The sequence below is a fragment of the Chitinophaga solisilvae genome, assembly GCF_009928525.1.
Lineage (GTDB): Bacteria > Bacteroidota > Bacteroidia > Chitinophagales > Chitinophagaceae > Chitinophaga > Chitinophaga solisilvae.
The window spans coordinates 84,117-104,013 of the sequence record NZ_JAABOK010000014.1 but is presented as its reverse complement, the minus strand read 5'-3'; the positions used below and the strand labels follow the sequence as shown (position 1 = coordinate 104,013).

The 19,897-nt window shown below is 43.2% G+C and carries 15 protein-coding genes; 6 read left to right on the top strand and 9 right to left on the bottom strand.

The window, feature by feature from the left end; genetic code table 11:
- Positions 1-84: 84 nt before the first annotated feature.
- Positions 85-1,287: an alpha/beta hydrolase-fold protein gene (locus GWG06_RS24660; RefSeq protein WP_160716741.1), complete on the top strand. Its 1,203-nt coding sequence runs from the start codon at positions 85-87 to the stop codon at positions 1,285-1,287.
- 378 nt (positions 1,288-1,665) lie between these two features.
- Here the strand turns inward: GWG06_RS24660 and GWG06_RS24655 are convergent, their stop codons facing one another.
- The 6 genes from GWG06_RS24655 to GWG06_RS24630 all read right to left on the bottom strand — a co-directional run bounded on the left by GWG06_RS24655 (position 1,666) and on the right by GWG06_RS24630 (position 9,189).
- Positions 1,666-2,205, bottom strand: coding sequence for a hypothetical protein (locus GWG06_RS24655; RefSeq protein ID WP_160716739.1), 540 nt, complete (start codon positions 2,203-2,205; stop codon positions 1,666-1,668).
- Positions 2,206-2,448: 243 nt separating this feature from the next.
- On the bottom strand, positions 2,449-3,318 hold the full coding sequence (gene nadC / locus GWG06_RS24650; protein WP_160716737.1) for a carboxylating nicotinate-nucleotide diphosphorylase: 870 nt from the start codon (positions 3,316-3,318) through the stop codon (positions 2,449-2,451).
- 78 nt (positions 3,319-3,396) lie between these two features.
- A complete protein-coding gene (locus tag GWG06_RS24645) occupies positions 3,397-4,629 on the bottom strand; it encodes an alpha/beta hydrolase-fold protein (RefSeq protein WP_160716736.1) in 1,233 nt (410 codons plus the stop codon).
- A 33-nt stretch (positions 4,630-4,662) separates the two neighbouring features.
- Positions 4,663-5,121, bottom strand: coding sequence for a hypothetical protein (locus tag GWG06_RS24640; RefSeq protein WP_160716735.1), 459 nt, complete (start codon positions 5,119-5,121; stop codon positions 4,663-4,665).
- Positions 5,122-5,472: 351 nt separating this feature from the next.
- Positions 5,473-5,751, bottom strand: a complete 279-nt coding sequence (locus GWG06_RS24635; protein WP_160716734.1) for a hypothetical protein — start codon at positions 5,749-5,751, stop codon at positions 5,473-5,475.
- Positions 5,752-6,165: 414 nt separating this feature from the next.
- Entirely contained in the window at positions 6,166-9,189 is a 3,024-nt protein-coding gene (locus tag GWG06_RS24630) for a non-ribosomal peptide synthetase family protein (RefSeq protein WP_160716733.1), read from the bottom strand.
- Positions 9,190-9,628: 439 nt separating this feature from the next.
- On the opposite strand from GWG06_RS24630, the gene GWG06_RS24625 reads away from it, so the two are divergent.
- A complete protein-coding gene (locus GWG06_RS24625) occupies positions 9,629-10,558 on the top strand; it encodes a cytochrome P450 (RefSeq protein WP_160716731.1) in 930 nt (309 codons plus the stop codon).
- A gap of 650 nt (positions 10,559-11,208) precedes the next feature.
- Positions 11,209-11,778: a hypothetical protein gene (locus GWG06_RS24620; protein ID WP_160716729.1), complete on the top strand. Its 570-nt coding sequence runs from the start codon at positions 11,209-11,211 to the stop codon at positions 11,776-11,778.
- Positions 11,779-11,920: 142 nt separating this feature from the next.
- On the opposite strand, the gene GWG06_RS24615 is transcribed toward GWG06_RS24620, so the two are convergent.
- The 3 genes from GWG06_RS24615 to GWG06_RS24605 all read right to left on the bottom strand — a co-directional run bounded on the left by GWG06_RS24615 (position 11,921) and on the right by GWG06_RS24605 (position 14,509).
- On the bottom strand, positions 11,921-12,658 hold the full coding sequence (locus tag GWG06_RS24615) for an SDR family oxidoreductase (RefSeq protein ID WP_160716727.1): 738 nt from the start codon (positions 12,656-12,658) through the stop codon (positions 11,921-11,923).
- Positions 12,659-12,721: 63 nt separating this feature from the next.
- Positions 12,722-13,594 carry a helix-turn-helix domain-containing protein gene (locus tag GWG06_RS24610; protein WP_160716725.1) on the bottom strand — a complete coding sequence of 291 codons (873 nt, stop codon included), beginning with the start codon at positions 13,592-13,594 and terminating at the stop codon, positions 12,722-12,724.
- Positions 13,595-13,798: 204 nt separating this feature from the next.
- Positions 13,799-14,509 (bottom strand): GNAT family N-acetyltransferase, encoded by a 711-nt coding sequence (locus GWG06_RS24605; protein WP_160716723.1) that lies wholly within the window; start codon positions 14,507-14,509, stop codon positions 13,799-13,801.
- A 613-nt stretch (positions 14,510-15,122) separates the two neighbouring features.
- Here GWG06_RS24605 and GWG06_RS24600 point away from each other — a divergent pair.
- From GWG06_RS24600 to GWG06_RS24590, 3 genes are all read left to right on the top strand, one after another.
- On the top strand, positions 15,123-15,872 hold the full coding sequence (locus GWG06_RS24600; RefSeq protein ID WP_160716721.1) for a polyketide synthase: 750 nt from the start codon (positions 15,123-15,125) through the stop codon (positions 15,870-15,872).
- Between the two features lie 63 nt (positions 15,873-15,935).
- Positions 15,936-16,175 carry an acyl carrier protein gene (locus tag GWG06_RS24595; RefSeq protein ID WP_160716719.1) on the top strand — a complete coding sequence of 80 codons (240 nt, stop codon included), beginning with the start codon at positions 15,936-15,938 and terminating at the stop codon, positions 16,173-16,175.
- A gap of 126 nt (positions 16,176-16,301) precedes the next feature.
- On the top strand, positions 16,302-19,856 hold the full coding sequence (locus tag GWG06_RS24590; protein WP_160716717.1) for a thioester reductase domain-containing protein: 3,555 nt from the start codon (positions 16,302-16,304) through the stop codon (positions 19,854-19,856).
- Positions 19,857-19,897: the final 41 nt, after the last annotated feature.

Here is a 19,897-nt window from a genome sequence, read left to right as displayed (position 1 = left end):
TTAAATTTTATACCAACTTTATCTCCCTTAATACTTTAAAATAATCCAATAGTTAGAACAATGTTACAAACTGGCTATAAAACTATGACCAAGAATTCCGTACGTATCTTTACCCTGCTTTGTTTATTCGTTTTAAACACAGGTCTGTCTATTGCCCAATCAGCAGACAGCCTGGTTATTACAGGGAGCCGACACACTATCTATTCTAAAATACTAAGCGAGAACAGAACCTATTCTGTTTATCTGCCGGCTTCTTATAAAAACAATAGAGAGAAAAAATATATAGTTGCCTATGTTCTCGACGGCGAAAGAAGTAAATTTTTAGAAGTATCGGGGATAGCACAGTCTATGCACTCCTCATTCAACCTAAAGTTACAGATCCCTGAAATAATTATAGTTTCTATAGAAAATACAAATAGAACCAGGGATTTTACGCCTACCCATTCCTTGAATTATTTGGATAAGGAAGATATTGCTGCATTTAAAAGTAGCGGAGAAGCAGATGGTTTTATGAACTTTATAGAGAAAGAATTAATGCTTGAAATTAAAAAATCTTTCAGAACCCTTCCACAGAATATGATTATTGGACACTCCATGGGAGGGCTGTTTGCTTTGTATTGTTTACTTGAAAAGCCAGAACTGTTCAGCTATTATTTACTGATTGACCCCTCTTGGTTTTGGGATCACAACTATATAGGAAAGAGAGGTAAAGAAGTACTGGAAAAACGGGCCGATATGAAAGCACGGGTATTTATTGCATTAGCCAATAATTTTCATGAAGACCCAAGGCACTACCAATGGGGAATGCAATTTTATAACCTTCTGAAAGAAAACAAGTCTTCTGATTTGACGGCAGAAATAAAATACTTTGAAGATGAAAAGCACCTGACAGTAACTATACCAGCTACTTATTACGGGCTTCGCTATATCTTCCAACCCTATGAAATTGATATTAATGAAGTAATTAAAGATCCGGCTGTATTAGCCAATTACGACAAGAAAATTCAGAAAGAACTGTTTCTGAACATGAAACCAGACGAGAATTTTGTAAATACAATCGGATATGTTGCCCTTTATGACAGGAAAATGCCAGATGCTGCAATTTCTATTTTAGAGATTAATACAAAAAATTATCCTCAATCATTAAATGCGTGGGATAGTCTCGCCGATGCTTACATCGCTAAAGGCTACACTGAAAAAGCAAAAATGTGTTACAAGGAAATTTTAATTCTTTCTCCGGATAACAATGACGCGAAAAGTAAACTGGAAAAATTAAACAGATTGTAACAGATAATATTTAATCTGACAATGGGATTGATTTTTTAATAATGCAATCCTGGAAGTAGAAAGGCGGGTTGACTCCCTGCCTCGAAATTTTCAATTTACAGCGCTACAGTTTTTCAGGGGAAAATGGGTATCATACAGGCTGAACTCTCGTCCAGCTGACGAGGTATTCCTACGTCTATACCCAAGTCTGCTTGTTTGTTGTCGTATGGTTGATGCTTCTTTAATTGTTACATCGCTTTCAATTGTATCGCTTCGGTTAAGGTGGGCAGGTCGTAATTATCCAGCATGACACATTGGCCATCTCTGTTGTGGATAGCGAAAAATTCAAATCAGTAGTGTCTAAGAGGGGCGTTTGCCTCAGTTGGATAAGGCGCCTGATTAGTAAGGCAGGAATTCTACATTAAACTTCCTGTCTTTAATTGCTGAGATCAGGCTTTCCGTAGCAACGAAAACCCGTTTAAATTCTGCGTCACGGGCAAGGAGAAAATTATCTGCAGCACTATTATTAAATGACGCTTTCGTAAGGATTTTAATGCCACGAATGTTGGAGAATCTTGAGGTTTCAAGATCAACCAATTTCAAATATTTTTTAGTCTTCGCGGCGAAATAAGTACATCTACCTCCCCTCAAGTGCAATTTCGCCGGAATTGGTTCGATATCGGCCAGCAATTCTCCAGGAGCATTCTCAACAAAGTTTTGTGAGAAGAGGGGGATACCCCAGGTCGTTTGCAGAAAGTCTGGTTGAACCTTCTCGAACTTTTGGAAGTTAAGGTCGGCATCCACATCAATGCATGTCAACATCGGGTTCACCTCTTCGTTATGCACGAAGAAATTCGTGCCCAACGTATCCTCTCCTCGCATGACAATAGAAAATTCTCCAAGTGAAGTTGGAGATAATAAACGATAAAAAATACTCATGTCACTTTAAGTTTTCAGGTTCTTCCCGTATGTCGAGTTGGTCTTGTCCTAACAAATTATTTCACAAATTTTACGGTAATCAAATATGATGGCCCGATAATTTCTAAAACACTTCTGAAGGCTGCTCCTTTTCTGCTCAATTAGATTTCTCTTTTTAATTGTTGTTTTTTTAATTTAACTCTGACAAACAGTGTGTTATAAAGCGTTTATGCATTAGCGTTACCGTGTTCGTGGCAGCTGCAATCAGGTGAACAAACCGCGGTTACATTCCGGAACTCTATGTTGTGCTTTTAAGCTAAGGTCCATGCTTACGGCATGGTTTATTATTGCACCTACTGATATGTAATCTACTCCCGTAGCTGCATAGTCTGCTACTGTATTCATATTTATGCCGCCTGATGCTTCTGTTTCATATTTACCATCTATCAATTGTATCGCTTCGGTTAAGGTGGGCAGGTCGTAATTATCCAGCATGATGCGGTGTATATTGCCCACACTCAATATGCGTTTTACATCATCAAGGTTACGGGTCTCTACTTCTATTTTCAAATCCAAATTATTTGTTTGCAGATAGGCCACCGTTTTTTCAATAGCTTTTTCAATACCGCCGCAAAAATCTATGTGGTTGTCTTTGAGCATCACCATATCGTAGAGGCCCATACGGAGGTTGGTGCCGCCGCCAATGCGCACTGCTTCTTTTTCATACACGCGAAACAATGGGGTAGTTTTGCGTGTGTCCAATATTTTGGTTTTATAGTTCTTTATTTTTTCTACATACTGATTGGTAAGGGTAGCAATGCCGCTCATGCGTTGCATACAATTCAATACCAGCCTTTCGGCCATTAGTATGGTATGTACATCGGCAGCTACTTCAAAAGCTATCTCACCATTCTGTACGTGGTCGCCATCTTTTTTGTATAAGGTAAATGTTGTCTCGGGTTGCAGATAATAGAATATTTCCTGTGCCAATCTAATACCAGCCAGTATGCCATCTTCTTTTATCTTTAACAGCGCTTTTCCTTTTGCCGTCTTGTCTATAGCGGCTAGTGTAGAGTGGTCGCCATTACCAATATCCTCTTTAAGAGCCGCTGCGATAAACATTGTACTATCCATATACACACCTGTTTGATCGCAAATATAGTAAATACAAAGTTGCAAGGCAGATATAAAGATTAACTTCAGAACAAGCCATTACTGTTTTTCTGAAGTCTCTGCTAATTTAAGTTTTACATTTTGCAAACCAGGCTTTAATGCAAGCGCCTTTCTATAGCATATAATTGCCTTTGAGCGATCACCTTTTTTCAGGTATGCATCACCCAACTGGCTAAAGGCAGTTGCTGATGCGGGATAGTTTTGAGTATTCATTTCCAGTAAACTTATTGCGCTATCCAGCGCTCCATACTGAGTTATTAAATACATGGCTGCGTTGTTCATATTTACCTCTGACGGTGTAATAGAATATCCGTACCGTTGGGACAGTTGCTGATAATGTTGCTTTACAACAGTGGCATTCAATGGTTTCAGATCTGTCAGTGGCAGATCCCATTGCCTGAAAATAAACCGTAAAGCGTCATAATAGGCTTTTATAGGCTCCGTCATATGTGTGTCTTCAGGATAGTAAGCATACTTATGGTCTAAGCTCGCTATCTTTCTTTGGGTTATTATAGCGTCGAATTTTAACAGATTGGTATGGAAGGCAGGTGATGACATTCCCTCGTCCGCATCACTGTAAAAGATTATTTTATTTACAATCCGATCATTTTTTAGTTTTTCATCAGCAAGGTTAAGTAGATATCCCTTGTCCCACCAAAAGGATGGGCTTATAGCTACATAGGCTCCAAACATATCCGGCTGCGTTAACAGGCAATTGATTGTGGTAATACCGCCGAATGAATGTCCTGCAAAGATTTTAAAAGGTTGTGTTTTGTAGTGGGCGTCAATATAAGGTATCAGCTCAGTGCCAATAAACTGTAGGAAATTATTTCCGCCTCCGCTTGACTTAAACCTGGAATTCGAACTGGTATCAGGTTTCCCTTCATAATCAGTAATACTCCTGGTAGGTGTAAGATCCCTTGTCCGGTTTGTATTAGGAATACCAACTATAATCATTTCCGGTATAGCATTTACATCGTTGCGGCTAAGGTACCGGCAATATTCTGTAAGGAGGCTAAAGTGGTTGTCTCCGTCAAGAACATATAGTACAGGGTAGCGCTTATCGGGCAGTAAGGTGTCTGCAGGTGGAGTATAAATATAAATTTTCCGGTCTTCATCCAATACTTTGGACGAGAGTTTGATGATGTCTGCTGATATGGGTCTGAATGCCGGATCCGTTTGAGCAATTAAGCATTTGGGTGCTAGTAGTATAAAGAGAATATAAGCAATGTTATTTCTAAAATGACGCTTTAAGAAACAGTTGTAAATCATACGAATAAAGGGTTAAAGTCAGCCTGGTTTGATTCAAGGAAGGCTTAGGGATATGTGTTTGACAAAATTCACAATATTTACTTCAAAAACTTCCCTAAGCTCATCAAAATTCAGTCTTTGTTCAAAGTTTACATTGGCTATATTATCTATCTCTGTTACTTTGAACTCAATATTTTCAAACCCGGTTCCAAAAATAATTTCCTGATTAATTGTATAATTCTTATTACCGTTAGTTTGTAATATGATGCTTAAAGTTATATCATTGGGCCTCTCTCCGTTTTCCTCCTCTATGTCCTCTTTGAATGTATACGATATGGAAAACGTAAATACTTCTCTTTTACCGCCTTCAAGCGAATGAAGCGTAAAGTTGTTTTTCTTTCCATAAATAACCTCTTTCTTTACCAATATATCAATACTTGTTTTAGGCAAACAAGTATTGATATATTGGTCTATTCGTAAAATTTCGGTATTAATAAATGATATTAGATTCATTAGATTTTATTTATAGTTTGCAGCTTTGGGATCACGAATTATGCTCCATTTACGGCCTTTGCTATCTCAATAATATCCTCTTGCAAAGATATTTTGCTTTGGAATTTTGTGTCGATCAGCTGCTGTACTGTCAGATCTTCTTTATAGAACGCTTTTAGCTCGCTTTTAAATTTACTAAGTCTCATCGTATTAACTAAAAAAAGCAAATCTGCCGTCTGCATTTTCAAAAGTGTAAAAAGTGCCAAGAATCGCTCCGTTCTGATTTACTGTAAGCAATTGGTAAACACTGGTTTTTTGTCCCAGGATAACTGGTTTAAGGAACTTAAGGTTTTTGGGGCTCATCATAGGTTTTTAGAAAAGCCTGTGACTGATTCCGTTATGTGAAAATCCATAGCTTTTTATATCTTCAGGCTTCAGTTTTTTTCTTTCCCCAAAACTATCAACAATCTCCACCCGGTAAATAAACTTTGATAAATCTTCTCCTCCAAAAATTAATTTAGGCAATTTTATTTTTGTATAGACCGTATCGTTTGAGTAGGTTACATAATACCCTGGAACTGTAGTGGGAGTTTGTGCATTTGAATTCCCAAATACCGGCAACAAAAAAAGCAGAAAAATGAATTGTCTCATTGCTGTTGATCATACATACCTCCAGTCCCCGGTTTATAGGTAACATTAGATTTACAAAAAGAGAATATTGGTCACTAAGTTTTCCCAATGCACAAGATACCGAAGAATTTGATGATATTACTGATGATATGTTGGATTTTTGTATGGTGGATCTTTGGTTTCGGTTCCGGGAATCCCGGTGGTAAATAGAATGCCAGCTTCTTCCAGCTAAATAACGGGTCATCTATATAAAGAAGTAAAGGATATCCAGGATTTTTTTACAAAATTGCTGGCCTGAATGTATCCGACATAATGCTGCCACAAGCCTGTATAGCCATTCTGCCCATTCTAACGGCGATTGGATGTGTCATTTAACGATAGTTATGATCCATCATTGGAGAACCGGGGAATCGTATTTGAGTTTTCCTGATATTGTTATGTGGGTAGCGATACCCCCATAAAATCCAGGTATTTTGTCAACAGCTCCTTGTTTATGACAGGGGTTTTTATATCGGTGCCTTTTAGAAATTCATCTGTGTTGCGTCTTTCGAAATAATAGGTCATTTCATAAACTTCTACCAGCGATTTACCGGGAACAACTTCTTCAGTGAAAAGGCTCAGTAAACTGTACAGTGGGCTGTTTTCATTGTCTTTCCATAGAGCCAGCCAGTCGCGGAAATGAGCAGGAACGAGGTTTAGGTTCAGGCATTCATTCAACTTTACGAAGAAGTCCGATACCGAAAGATCGTGGACCGGAGACGGCACCATATGGAAGTATTTACCTGGCGCGTCTTTGTTTTTCGAAATATGGACAATGGCTTTTGCCACGAAATCTACTGTGATAAGCTGATCTTTAAGTCCCATGATCATGGGATAGACACCGAGGGAAAGGCAACATCTGACAAAGCTTCCCCACCACTGGTTCATTTCTGTTGCCCCGGTCGTGCCATGACACATTACGAAGCCAAGGCGTATGCCAATTACAGGTAAGCCTTTCTTTTTCGCTTTTTCCAGTATTTTTTCCATGACCCATTTGCTTCTGACATAGTTGGTATCCCGGCAGATGGTCGGGAGGTTCTGATGTATGTCCTCATCCTCATACATCCACGTCTTGCCGGTCAGTAAATATCCCCAGCTAAAGACAGCAACAGTAGAACATGCAACAAGGTACTTGAGTTTTGTGGTGGTGGCAAACGCGATAATTTTCTGGATGCCGTCTACATTCACGGCTTTCATAATAGGGTAAGGCTTGATATAGTTAACATTCCCGCCAGTGTGGTAGATGATTTCCACTTCACTGGACAGACGTTGGTATTCATCCTCCGGAATACCCATGTTATCAAGTGTAAAATCCCCGATTACCGGTTTGATACGATGTTGCTGATCTTCCGGCCATGGCATGTTGTACTTGCCGAGCGTAAATTTGATCCTTTCAATCGCATGTGCAGTATTCTCTGCGCGAACCAGGCAATAGACATCTGCGGCTGTACCTGCAAGAAGCTCCAGTAGGAGGTGGACTCCGACAAAACCGGTAGGGCCGGTAAGGAATACCTTCCGAGGAGCCGCCAGCACACCGGGATCGATGTCGGTGGGATAGTCGTAATCGGCTTCCAGCAGAATGTCGTTAAGGAGTATTTCCGTTGATAGCTTCATTTTTTCCTCAAATGTCTGAGGGGGCTTATTGTCCCGGGCCCTGATCTCTGCGGCCAGTGTTTCAATAGTGGGAAAGAGGTAAAGGTCTATCAGTTTAAGTCGTATACGAATGTTGTCGGGTAAGGATGCGAGCACACGGACGATGCCAAGGGAATGGCCCCCGAGGTCAAAGAAGTTGTCCGTAGGCTTGATTTCCGGCCATTGCAGGACATGCTTCCATACCGTAATAAGGATACTTTCAATATCGTTTTCGTCCAGGCCGTCCAACGATAGTCTTTCTTCGGTTGACATCGTCTGTAATACTTTCTTGTCAGTTTTGCCAGCCGGGGTTTGTGGTAACGCTTCCAGTATGGCAATTTTTTCAGGTACCATATAGGATGGAAGCATTCTTTGTAGTGACTTGCGTATATGAGCTTTTACCCTCAGTTCGTCATCGGCCGGGAATTGTTGTAAAGTGATAAATGCGGCGAGCACCGCCTGCCCATGTTGTGCATTTATTGCTACTACGGCGCTTTCCTTTACGCCGCTGATGCTGTTGATGTGGCTTTCAATTTCTCCGGGCTCAATCCGGAACCCCCTGACCTTTATCTGGGAATCATTTCTTCCTATGAATTCGATATTGCCATCCGGAAGGAGTTTTACGATATCTCCCGTTTTGTACATCCGTATTATCTTTTTCTCATCAGTTGGATTATCCGCAATATTGATGTACGGAAACTTTTCTGCAGTCAATGCCGGCCTGTTCAAATATTCTTTTGCCAGTTGCGATCCGCCGATAAAAAGCTCCCCCGTTTCTCCTGCCGGCAGTTGCCGGAAATTTGAATCGAGTATATAAAACTCAACGCCTGGCAGGGCCTTTCCAATGTTTCTTACGCTTTGTCCCTGTTCATACCTGTGGCAGGTAACAGCTATGGTACTTTCAGTAGGCCCGTAGGCATTATATAACTTTACGTGAGCGGCCCAGTAGAGGTAGACATTTTCAGGGCATACCTCACCACCAACACCGATGCTTGTTAGTTCGCCAAATGGTTCCCCCTGCGGTATCGAAGCAAGAATGGTGGGCGTAATCATCGTTATGGTATCAATGTGGTGTTCTCTTATAAAGGCCAGGAGCGGGGCCCCCAGCATTTTGTTGTCCGGGTAGAGATGGAGGGTGGCGCCCACCAGCAGTGGGATCCACTGGTCCATAAAGGAAGCATCAAAGGTATAGGATAGTATCTGTATAACAGTGTTCTCTGCAGTAAGGCTGGTAACCGGCAGGTAATTTTTAGTGAAACTTGCGACAGCGCTGTGCTGTACTGCAACGCCTTTAGGATTTCCGGTACTTCCTGATGTGTAGATCACATATACCAGATCACTTAAAAGGATGGGTACCTCCAGATTACTGGTTGGGTTTGCGGATATCAGTTGTTGTTCGTCTCCTGGTATAATTATTTTGCCTTCGAAGTTGCTGAATCTGGAGGATAGCTCATGGGTGGTAATTGCATGAGATGCTTTTGTGTCCTCAAGCATGAAATTAATCCGGGCCTCCGGATACTCCGGGTCAAGCGGTATATACGCAGCGCCGATCTTCATTAGAGCGAGTATGGACAATGGCCTGCTTATGGACTGTTCTAAGCAGATCGCCACCAGGGCCCCTCTGGTAACTCCGGCGGCAATTAAATACCTGGCAAGCTGATTCGCTTTGTTATTGAATTCCTGGTAGGTTATACTTTCTGAGAGATGCACCAGTGCTGTTTTCCCTGCATGTAAAGTTACCTGCTTTTCGAAAATATCAATTATCGTTTCATCTTGGGTTAAGTTCATAAAAATAGATTTAATGAATTACATATATGCTGGAATATAATACCCCTGAAGTGTTGTTGCATAAGTTGACATTGCTGATAGTTAAGTACCTCTCTTCAGGCTCCTGAGCATAATTACTATTGATCTTTTGTAAGCGATATACGATTCAATGGTGAAAGTAAGCGCAATTGAATTAATGTGTATTTTGAGGATTTAGTTAATTGTTATAATGAAGATATGCTAACGGAGTTGAAGATAGGTTGCATTTTCAATGCTCCGATCCGGCGAATTAATGTACCCTTTAGGTGATAGAAAGAATGCTGATATGCTTCGTGGTTTTTCTATCAATATTGCTGTTGCGTTGCAGCATACTGATGTAAGTTATTGTAGATGTCATTGGTGCCACAATAGAAATTTTTTTAAAGTATGGGGAATAAATATTTTTAAACAAAAAAAAGCCATGAAAACGCATCCTGTCACTCAGTTTAATCCAGACCCCTGGTATCACGAGATGCGCAATCATCATCCCGTTTATTACGACCCGGATTTTCGCTTCTTTTTCGGAGCGCAGGGAGGATGGCTTTTATTTGCATATGAAGATGTAAAGCAAGCCCTTAATGACTACGAAACATACTCATGTGAGTATATACCTGTCACGGAAAATGATTTGCTTAGCGCCAGCATTTTTACGATGAACCCACCACGTCATAAAAAAATGCGCGCAATTGTTTCGAAAGCCTTTTCGCTCTCCATGGTGTCTCAGATGGAGCAATGGATGTACAATGTATGTCACTCACTCATCATGCCGTTTATCGGGGACGGCCGGATGGAGTTCGTACGTGATTTTGCCGCAGGCCTGCCCAATTTGGTGATGGCCCGGCTAATTGGCATACCCGATAATTATGGAGAAAAAGTATCACAGTGGTCGAAGACACTCACAGGAGACCCTGCAGTATTGGGAATGGACGCGCACTACAACACGATGGCCGAGATGAGTTCATTTTTATCGCAACTGATTCAGGAACGGTCCTTGCAACCGCAGGAAGACTTAATAACGAACCTTCTGCATGCAGAAATAGATGGCGAAAAACTGACAATAACAGAAATACTGGCATTTTGCGTTACACTGCTGGGTGCTGGCACAGAAACATCTGAGGGGTGGCTGTCAATTGCGATGTACATGTTCTCCCGCTATCCTGCAATTCAGCAGCATCTCCAGGCTGTTCCGGCAGATATACCCAAGGCACTTGCAGAGGTGCTGAGGTTGCGTAGTCCCGCAATTGGACTGGCGCGTATTGTAATCCGGGACATACAGCTCCAGGGGCAGAAGATCAAGAAAGGAGACCTTGTCAATCTATTTCTAAACGCTGCCAACCTCGACCCGGCTTGACATCAACCGGGACAACTCCCGGGCTCTTAGCTTCGGCTATGGAATTCATTATTGCATTGGGGCAATTCTAGGAAAAACGGAGGCAAGAATAGCATTTGAGGTACTGTTGCGAAACATGAAAAATATAAGGACCCAATCGGATAGCGACCCCATAAGGCCCCCCAGCACATTTATTTACAGTTATAAAGAATTGCCCATTATTTTTGATAAAACAGAACTGATTCAATAGGATATCGCTAAATATGCCGGCAGATGTTTTACTATGATAACTATTCTGTCATCCTTCTCCCTTAATCATAAGGGATGAACAATTAGTGGATAATATCTATCACTTGTCGTTGGATACAGTAAAGCTCCCCCTATTGGCCATGCTATTGTGGCGCTTATTTCCTATGGCCCCTTATCAGTTCATATGCTGCTACCGTTTAGACGTTCCCCTTTATTTCCCCTGGTCCGCAATTTTAATGCTTTAGAAAATAAACACCAGCTGATGCCGTTTACTCATCTTTTATGGTAATTCCTGCTACCGGGAATGTAGAACTGGTATCAGATTAGTGGTGAAATACAGGTATTAAAAATTAAAAGAAGATATATTATTGGGATATGCAATGAGAATTGTCTACTTTGGCCAGCATAAAAAAATAACTCCAATGAAGCTATCCCAATTCTCTATGCTGATTTTATTAACAGCTGCCATTTTTTTAGTAAACGCCTGCAGTAAGGATGGTAGTGCCGGGCCTGCCGGAGCCCCCGGTGGCAAAGGCGACAAAGGCGATCCTGGTGCTCCCGGTACTACAGGGATCATTTATTCCAACTGGCTGGATGTGAAGTATGAAGCAGATACTGTACATCTGGCCGGCGGCCGCATCGATACAACCGGCTATTACGCTGTCATAGATGCGCCGAAATTAACCCAGGAGGCACTGACGTCCGCTGATGTAAGATTGTATATTAACCTCAGTGACGCTGCGAATCCGACTATCGCACTTTTACCCTACGTAGAAGAAAGCGGGATAGTGATTCGTTTCATTGCATATAAGGGAAAACTGCAGCTGACTTCCAATATTAATGCCGGTACTATCATTGATAACCGTGGTGCCAAACGGTTGCAGTACCGCTACATGATTGCCCCCGGTGGTACAGCGGCACGAAAGGCCGGACATGATATTAACTGGAGCGACTATAATGTTGTAAAGGCTTATCTGGGTCTTAAAGACTGATCCTCCACATCGTCTGCTGACAATAAAAAAGCGTGGTGCTGACTCCACGCTTTTTTATTGCGCCTGTAATTTTCAATGAGAAAATGAAGAAGCCTTTGCCCTGTTAGCTGTTCCTTGGTTCAGCGCTGACGCTTCATCATCGTTACCAGGATATTTCTCCTGTTTCAGGATTGTTTTCCTCACTGAAAAACTTCCCTGTTGGGCCATCATCGCCAATCAACGCATATTTTACGATTCGTTTTCCGGCAGCTTTAACGGTTCCGGTTCCGCGATGTCCATTGAAATCTGTTTTTGTATATCCGGGGCAAACGGCATTTACTTTGAAGCCGGTATTTTTAAGTTCGTATGCCAGAACCACAGTATACATATTCAGCGCCGATTTGGAAGAAAGATAAACAACGCCTTTGTAGTCGTAGTATTTATATGTTGGGTCACTGTGCAGGGTAATGGAACCCTGGCTTGAACTTACGTTTACAATACGGGGTGCAGGCGAGTTTCTCAGTAAATCAATAAATGCCTGTGTAACCCGCACTGCGCCGTAAACATTTGCATCATAAGTTGCTTTAAACTGATCAATTGTTGCGTCAAGAGCCGTTTGAGGGTAACCACCATACATACCTGCATTATTAATAAGTATGTCCAGCACGTTGGTTTTTTTTCCTATTGCTTTGCGGGCTTTAATTACGGATGCATCATCTGTAATGTCAAGCTGAATAACTGCTACATTGTTTAATCCCTTCGCTTTTAATTTATCAACGGCTCCGGCGCCACTTTCCGGATTACGGCAGCCGAGGTAAACATATATTCCTTCCTGAGCAAGCTGCTGTGCAACTTCAAAGCCAATGCCTTTGTTAGCCCCTGTTACTAATGCAAATTTCATGTTGTATGAATTTTATAAGGCAAAAGTAGCAGGCCGGAAAATAGCGGGCATGGACAAATCTGTTTATTCCCCCGACAAATCGTGCCTGGGTAAAAATTCACTGGCGCTTTTACCGGTACTTTTTTTGAATAGCCTTGAAAAATAATCAGGATCATTAAAACCCAGTTCGTAGGCCAGTTCTTTGATGGAAATACCGGAATAGCGTAATTTTCTCTGCGCTTCCACCATCAAACGGTTAATAAAGTAATCTTTTGGCGATGTTCCGGAATATTCTTTTACAATCCGGTATAAACTGTTTGTAGATAACGCTAGTTTTTCTGCAATTGCGTTGATGGAAGGTTGCTCAGTAAGGGATGTTTCCACAACTAGTTTGAACTCAACAAATTTTGAAAGGTTGGTATTAAAGATATTGGCAGATGTTTTGTTTTTGAAATAGGCGCTGTTTAATTCTGTCAGTAACAGGTTCAGATATGCCAATATAATTTCAGTGTCTGTCTCAAATTTATCCAAGTACAGTATCTGGTTCAAAATTCCAAAAATCTTTATTACTCTTCCCTTTGCCGCGCTGTCAAGCGCTATGGTTGGTGTATTTAAAGGGTTGACTAAAAAAGGAAACTGTTGTGGCAACAAGGCCAGTGTATTTTCATCAAACAGCAGCTTGAAATATTTAAGGTTGTCTGTTTTGGCGGGGGGCGTAAAAATCTGATTGGGCATGGCAAAAAGCAGATGCCCGTCAGTAAGTGTATAGTCCTGTAATTCCAAATTGTATGTAATGGAGCCGCTTTCAATTAATACAATAAAATAAGAAGATAATCTGCGGGGTTGCAGCTGTTTTTTTTGAGAATCAGCTGAGGGGTAAGGATTGTCGTTTGACAGGATCTTTATTCCCGGCTCATCATGCGGTAAACCCTCCTGTTTATCTTTTTTTGCCTGCATAGTATTTGCCAAGGTTTGTAGTGGTCGCTATATAATGACCTCTAACCGGTGATTGGATTATTACAAAATTCGGATTCTTTTTTTACATTTTGTAAATCAAAAATAGTGGCCGGAAATGCCGGATGGGCAGTTGGACAGATAACAACGGTTTGCGCTGAACATCGGCAGGTCTTTGACAGACAAACCTAAAGATCAACTGTACCCTCAGCTGATGGAAAAGGTGCTGCCGTAACAAATAAGACCGGCTTTGCGGGCTACACTACGGGAAGCATGATTGTTCCAGGAGGTGCTGTACAACGGTAATGCACCGGTAGCGCGTACCATAGCTGCCCAGCGTGCCAGTACGGCGGCAGCATGGCCCTTGCCGCGAAAAGGGACCAGCGTATCAATGCCGGCCTCATGGGCGGTGGCGGTAATACGTACGCTGCGGCAAACAGACGCTACGCTGCCATTTTCAATTACGGCGGCGCACGGCTGAACATGCGCCAGCTCCTGTGGGAGCCATTTGAAGTCAGGGCCTATCAGGGAAGCGTGTGCTTTCGTCAGGTGAATGGAAGGCCCGTCGGAGGTAAAGTTCTCCGGTATATAAAAAGAAGGCCCTGCTTCCCAATGATGACTTTGCAGTAACTGTTGATATTGGGTGATATGCCGCGGCGCCTGGTCAGGTATACCTGTAAATGATTCAGTGCCTGCTACCGCCTCCAGTGCCTGTACTACAGCTTCCGGTACATCATGGCGGTATCTGCGTACCGGCGTGCCCGTTACCGGAAGACCCAGAAAGAACAGGGGAGCCAGGCCGCGGTCCGGCCAGGGCTCATTGGCCTGCAGCATGCGCCCGCGGGCATCGTAGGTGAAAAGCACGTCGGCATGCAGCTGCATCAACGTTGCTGCCGGTAAATCGTTCAGGAAGTCCATGCCTGCAAGTTATCCCAATAAAGGAAATTCTCACAGATCAAAGTCAGAAAAGTCCGGCTTTAATACCATGGGTGCTCATCACGGAACTGTCGGTGCCGGCCTCTGATGGGTTACTATATTCCTGCATGTTTTAGACATAGTACATCAGGGCGCCGGATGCCCGGAACCGGTTGCAGCGTATGCTTGTTCATATGGCAAACGGGAAGAAATTCAAAGTGCATACCCGGTAGATTTTTAAGACGGCTGATGTGGACCGGAACTACGGCTATCAGGCAAATCTGCAGTACACGCTTTACCTGACCGGCTGCTGTGTATAAGCAGGTGATTGTAAGCGTTTCATCTGGCAAACACCTGATCGGGCTATAAAATCACCCGATTGGAGTGTTGAAAATTAGAGGGAGTTTGAATACCGATCTTTAATTTTAATCAGGAAAACTAAAATGGACATTTCGATATGCTAAGTGCTGCTTAACAATATAAACTTTACCTGTCAACGATATTGTTAAACCTGAAGACGAAGTTAACCGGATAGGAAATATTCCTTAAACAGTGCAACCAGCTACTGAATGGATATGCCATTGACTGATAACAACACCTCAAAATAATATACTCAATGAAGACACCTGTGATTGAATTGCTGGAAGTAACCCCGGGGGTGGTGCAGATAACGATGCAGGACCGGATACATAAAAATACATTTTCCAGTGAGCTGGTATCAGGACTGGCGGAAGCCTTTAAAATAATCCACGGGAATCCGGCCTTTAAGGTGGCTATTCTTACAGGATACGACAACTACTTTTGTTCGGGAGGAACAGAAGAGGGTATACTTGCTATGGCAGACGGTAAATCAAAGTTTACTGATAATAATCTTTATAGCCTGGCAATGGAATGCGATATCCCCGTTATTGCCGCCATGCAGGGGCATGGTATCGGCGGTGGATTTGTGTTTGGGCTGTTTGCCGATTATGTTGTCCTGGGAAGAGAATGTATCTATACTGCTAATTTTATGAAGTACGGTATTACGCCAGGTATGGGCGCTACCTTTATTGTACCGAAGAAACTGGGAACAGGACTAGGAATGGAAGTACTGCTGGGCGCTGAAAATTACAGGGGAGGCGAGCTGGAAAAAAGAGGGCTGCCCTTTCCCGTATTGCCGAAAAATGAAGTGGTGAAATATGCACGGCTGAAGGCGCTGCATCTTGCAGATAAACCACGGATTTCACTGGTGACACTGAAGCAACATCTGGTTGCAGACATGCGGACGGAACTTGCCGCCGTCATTGAAAAAGAACTGCAGATGCATGAAATAACATTTCACCGGCCGGAAGTAAAAGACCGTATACGGGCCTTGTACGGAAGATAACCGGCCTTGTACTACTCCATGAATACATGTAACAAACACACACCAGCTAAAATTAACTTTTCCATGAGAAATACCATTGTTGACTTAATCACCAGAACCCTGGTTGAAATTATTCCTGATTTATCTGCAGAGAACATTGACCCCGATGAAACATTTGTTGATCTGGGAGCGAATTCAGTAGACAGAGGAGAGCTGATTGCACTTACCCTTGAACGACTGGATCTTGATATCCCACGTACAGATCTTGCGGGTGCACAGACCATCAATGAACTGGCAGACCTGCTGACAGCAAGAAACAGCTGATCTGTACCAATAGAGGAAGTATTACTGATCACGCCCCATTGGCAGAGCAGAGTCGCCGCCAGGTAATCTATTGCATAATCCCTGCCCGTATGGGAAATTATTTATTAACACAGATATTGAAACAATATGCATTTATCCGCTAACACCCTTGAGCAGAAGGATAAAATGTTTCTGCAGCAGGTATCTCTCAGGTTGAAAAGTATGCTGACAGATAACCCGGAACTGAAAGACTTACTGGTAGAACGCCATTACTGCGAATCTCTGTCGCAGGAAGCTTTCAGTATCACGCTGATGAGAACTGCCTGCGAAATTTATGCTGACAGGCCCGCTATGGGAAGCAGAAGTACCGGTATAGAAACGGATGAAAGCGGATTGTCAAAATTGACATTTTTGCCGGCGTTCCGGACTATTACCTACCGGCAGCTCTGGAAAAAAATAACGGATATAGCTACCGGATTACGTCACCTGCAACTGATAGGTTCAAAGGAGATAATGGCTTTCCTGGGGTTTGGCAGCATGGACCTGTTCATTATGGAACTGGCCTGCATGCACCAGGCAATTGTTGCCGCGCCACTGCAACCTAACCTTACCGCTGATGTGTTGCAGGAACTGCTGAATGAATGCCAGGCAAAAGCAGTTACCTGTAGCTTTGATCAGCTGGAGAAAGTAGTGGATTTACTACATCAGTGTCCGTCTGTACAAAGTATTGTTGTAACGGATTTCTATAATACGGATACGGAGCAACTGCAATGGGATAAATATGCACAGCGGCTGAAGGCGGTAAATGATAAGATGGTGATGATTCCGTTGCAGCAGGTAGAAGCACTGGGTGCCGGTATTGCGCCACTGCCCGTTGTCTGTCCTGAAGATCCTGAACAGCTGCTGACCCTGATATATACTTCCGGAAGTACAGCACGGCCCAAAGGCGCCATGTATACCGAAAGGGCAGTACTGACACAGACAAGAACCGCACTTGGATTTATACGTCCCTTCGAAGGCCTGCCAATGGTATCGCTTTCCTGCCTGCCGCAATGCCATGGACTGGGTAAACTGGGTGTGTTTGTAAGCATCATCAGCGGAGGGTTACTGCATTTTACCCTGAAACCGGATATGTCATCCCTGTTTGATGATCTCGCCCAGGTACGCCCTACTTATCTGATGCTGGCGCCCAGGATATTTGAAATCATTCATCAGGCCTATCATCTGAAACTCCGGCAGCATACAGCACCTGAAGGTAATGGAGCGATCATTGCCGGACAGAATGATATACCGTCCGAAAAGGTCGTTGCCGGTGACCGCCTGTTATGGACGGTTACCGCCGGCGCTCCCTTACAAGAAGAACTGTATGCATTCATGGAGAATACAATGGGCGTACGGGTTATTAATCTTTACGGGCAGACGGAAACCGGGTTTATCAGTACGGATAACCGGCTGATAGAAGCTAATGTAATAGATTATAAACTGGTTGATGTACCGGAGCAGGGTTACAGGAAGGCCGACAGTCCTTTCCCGAGGGGAGAGCTGCGTGTCCGTATCAGGGGAGGTATTACCGGTTACTTTAAGAATCCGCATGCGACACAGAGCCTGTATGATGAAGACGGATACCTGTGCATCGGTGATATTGTGGAAGAAAGAGCCCCCTGGCATATTGTACCGATCGGAAGAACTACGGGAATATTCAAATTGTCACAGGGAGAATTTGTAAATGTTAACCGTCTCGAAAATGTTTTCCATACAGCAGATGGCCCCATATCCAGGATTTTTCTCTATGGTAAAAGTACACAACCTTACCTGCTGGCTGTTATTGTTCCGCGTTTCGAGCTGTTGCAGCTGTTACAGCTTACTGAGAGCAGGGATGAACCTAAAATCAAGGAACTGATCAGCTGGCATCTGGCCAGGGTTGCTGAAAAAAATAGCCTCCAGGAATATGAAATCCCCAGGGATTTTATTATTGAATGGGAACCATTTACGATTGCCAATGGTTTGTTGACGGCCGCCGGAAAAACGGCCTATGGCGCGCTGAAACAAAAGTACCAGGAACGCCTCGATAATTTGTATGACAGGCACCAGCAATTAGCCAGGCTGGCAGCGCAGGAAACTAACGGTGAAAAAAGCCTGGCTGATAAAGTTCGTCATGTCTTTGCCATCGCATTGCATTTACCGGAGAGCCAGCTGAAGGAAGCTACTGGTTTTAAAGACACCGGTGGCGATTCTGTCAATGCCGCACTGTTGAGTGAATTGCTTTACAGGCATTGCCAGGTGAAAGTGCCGGTGAGCTTTATCCTGAGCCCTTCGGTAACCCTTTCTGATATTATCCGGTATATCAGCAAATCTGCCACCAGTAAGGATACACGGAGTTTTGAAGCCATTCACGGTAATAGCCCTGACAGCATTAACGCTGACCAGCTGCAACCGGAACATTTATTCAGCAGGGAAGAACTCAGCCTCTTTGAACAGGCCGCACCTTACATGGATGGTAAGGTAAAACAGGTGCTTCTTACGGGCGCCAATGGATTTCTGGGAAGATTTATTGTATTGGAAGCACTTACCCGTTTACCTGAAGATGCTAAGCTATATTGTATTGTACGTGGTAAAGACAGGGAGGATGCCACAAAAAGACTCCTGCAGTCATATGCTCCTAATCCGCATCTGGCATTACTGATGGAAGAAGCTATTAAAGCAGGATACCTGGAGGTGATGGCCGGCGATCTTTCATTGCCGCGGCTGGGGCTTGACGATGATACCTGGGACAGGCTCTGTCATGATATTGATTGCATCATTCACAATGGTACATTGGTAAATCACCTGCTTTCCTATGAACAGCTGTTTGCTCCCAATGTCGCCGGAACTGCTGCGTTAATCAGCATGACATTATCTGTAAGGAAGAAACGGTTCAGTTTTGTTTCTACCCTGGATGTTATGCGTTTCCTGCCGGTAAAGCCACGGTTAATAAACGAGGAAATCGCTGCCACTGCTATAACTTATAAAGTACCGGTGAGTAACACAGAACCTGGTTACAGCGCTTCCAAGTGGGCGTGTGAGGTATTGCTGGAGCACTGCCGGATACGTTTCGGCTTACCCGTCACCATATTCCGCTGCGGCCTGATCTTCGGGCATTCCGGTCTGCAGGACCAGATTAATATTCCTGATTATTTTACAAGATTGTTATTTAGTATTATTCATACAGGAATAGCACCTGCTTCTTTCTACACGGATCCTGTCAACGGATTCCATTCCATGCTGCCGGTTGACTTTGCCGCAAAAGCTATTGCGGGCATTACTTTCAGTAAGCTGGAGAAGGGATACACTGCCTATCATGTCTCCAATACGCATCGTGCCGGCAGTATATCGCTGGATGATATTGTACGTTATGTACAGGCTGCCGGCTATTCCATTAATACCATAGCCGGTTACAATACCTGGGTCAGTACTTTCAGGAAGAAATTGGAAGCCTTGCCTGCAGTACAGCAACAGCGTTCATCCCTGCCTGTTATAAGGCAATGGGAACAGCAGGAGTCCCCGGAGGACTATAAAATTGAAACCACCCGTTTCCGTGAAAAAATAATCACTGAATCAATTTCAGATACAATTCCTGATATAACAGGGGGGATGATAGATCATTACCTGAAATCAATGCAGTCTCTGGGTCTGATACCTTCTTCTGCCGGCGGGGAACTGTAAATCAGGTGTTGTGTATAGATATGTTGATGGTTTTTTGTGTG

Bases quoted from the DNA above. Each gene is read 5' to 3' on its own strand.
- GWG06_RS24660 (WP_160716741.1), top strand. From the start codon at position 85: ATGACCAAGAATTCCGTACGTATCTTTACCCTGCTTTGTTTATTCGTT.
- GWG06_RS24655 (WP_160716739.1), bottom strand. From the start codon at position 2,205: ATGAGTATTTTTTATCGTTTATTATCTCCAACTTCACTTGGAGAATTT.
- nadC (WP_160716737.1), bottom strand. From the start codon at position 3,318: ATGGATAGTACAATGTTTATCGCAGCGGCTCTTAAAGAGGATATTGGT.
- GWG06_RS24645 (WP_160716736.1), bottom strand. From the start codon at position 4,629: ATGATTTACAACTGTTTCTTAAAGCGTCATTTTAGAAATAACATTGCT.
- GWG06_RS24640 (WP_160716735.1), bottom strand. From the start codon at position 5,121: ATGAATCTAATATCATTTATTAATACCGAAATTTTACGAATAGACCAA.
- GWG06_RS24635 (WP_160716734.1), bottom strand. From the start codon at position 5,751: ATGAGACAATTCATTTTTCTGCTTTTTTTGTTGCCGGTATTTGGGAAT.
- GWG06_RS24630 (WP_160716733.1), bottom strand. From the start codon at position 9,189: ATGAACTTAACCCAAGATGAAACGATAATTGATATTTTCGAAAAGCAG.
- GWG06_RS24625 (WP_160716731.1), top strand. From the start codon at position 9,629: ATGAAAACGCATCCTGTCACTCAGTTTAATCCAGACCCCTGGTATCAC.
- GWG06_RS24620 (WP_160716729.1), top strand. From the start codon at position 11,209: ATGAAGCTATCCCAATTCTCTATGCTGATTTTATTAACAGCTGCCATT.
- GWG06_RS24615 (WP_160716727.1), bottom strand. From the start codon at position 12,658: ATGAAATTTGCATTAGTAACAGGGGCTAACAAAGGCATTGGCTTTGAA.
- GWG06_RS24610 (WP_160716725.1), bottom strand. From the start codon at position 13,594: ATGCAGGCAAAAAAAGATAAACAGGAGGGTTTACCGCATGATGAGCCG.
- GWG06_RS24605 (WP_160716723.1), bottom strand. From the start codon at position 14,509: ATGGACTTCCTGAACGATTTACCGGCAGCAACGTTGATGCAGCTGCAT.
- GWG06_RS24600 (WP_160716721.1), top strand. From the start codon at position 15,123: ATGAAGACACCTGTGATTGAATTGCTGGAAGTAACCCCGGGGGTGGTG.
- GWG06_RS24595 (WP_160716719.1), top strand. From the start codon at position 15,936: ATGAGAAATACCATTGTTGACTTAATCACCAGAACCCTGGTTGAAATT.
- GWG06_RS24590 (WP_160716717.1), top strand. From the start codon at position 16,302: ATGCATTTATCCGCTAACACCCTTGAGCAGAAGGATAAAATGTTTCTG.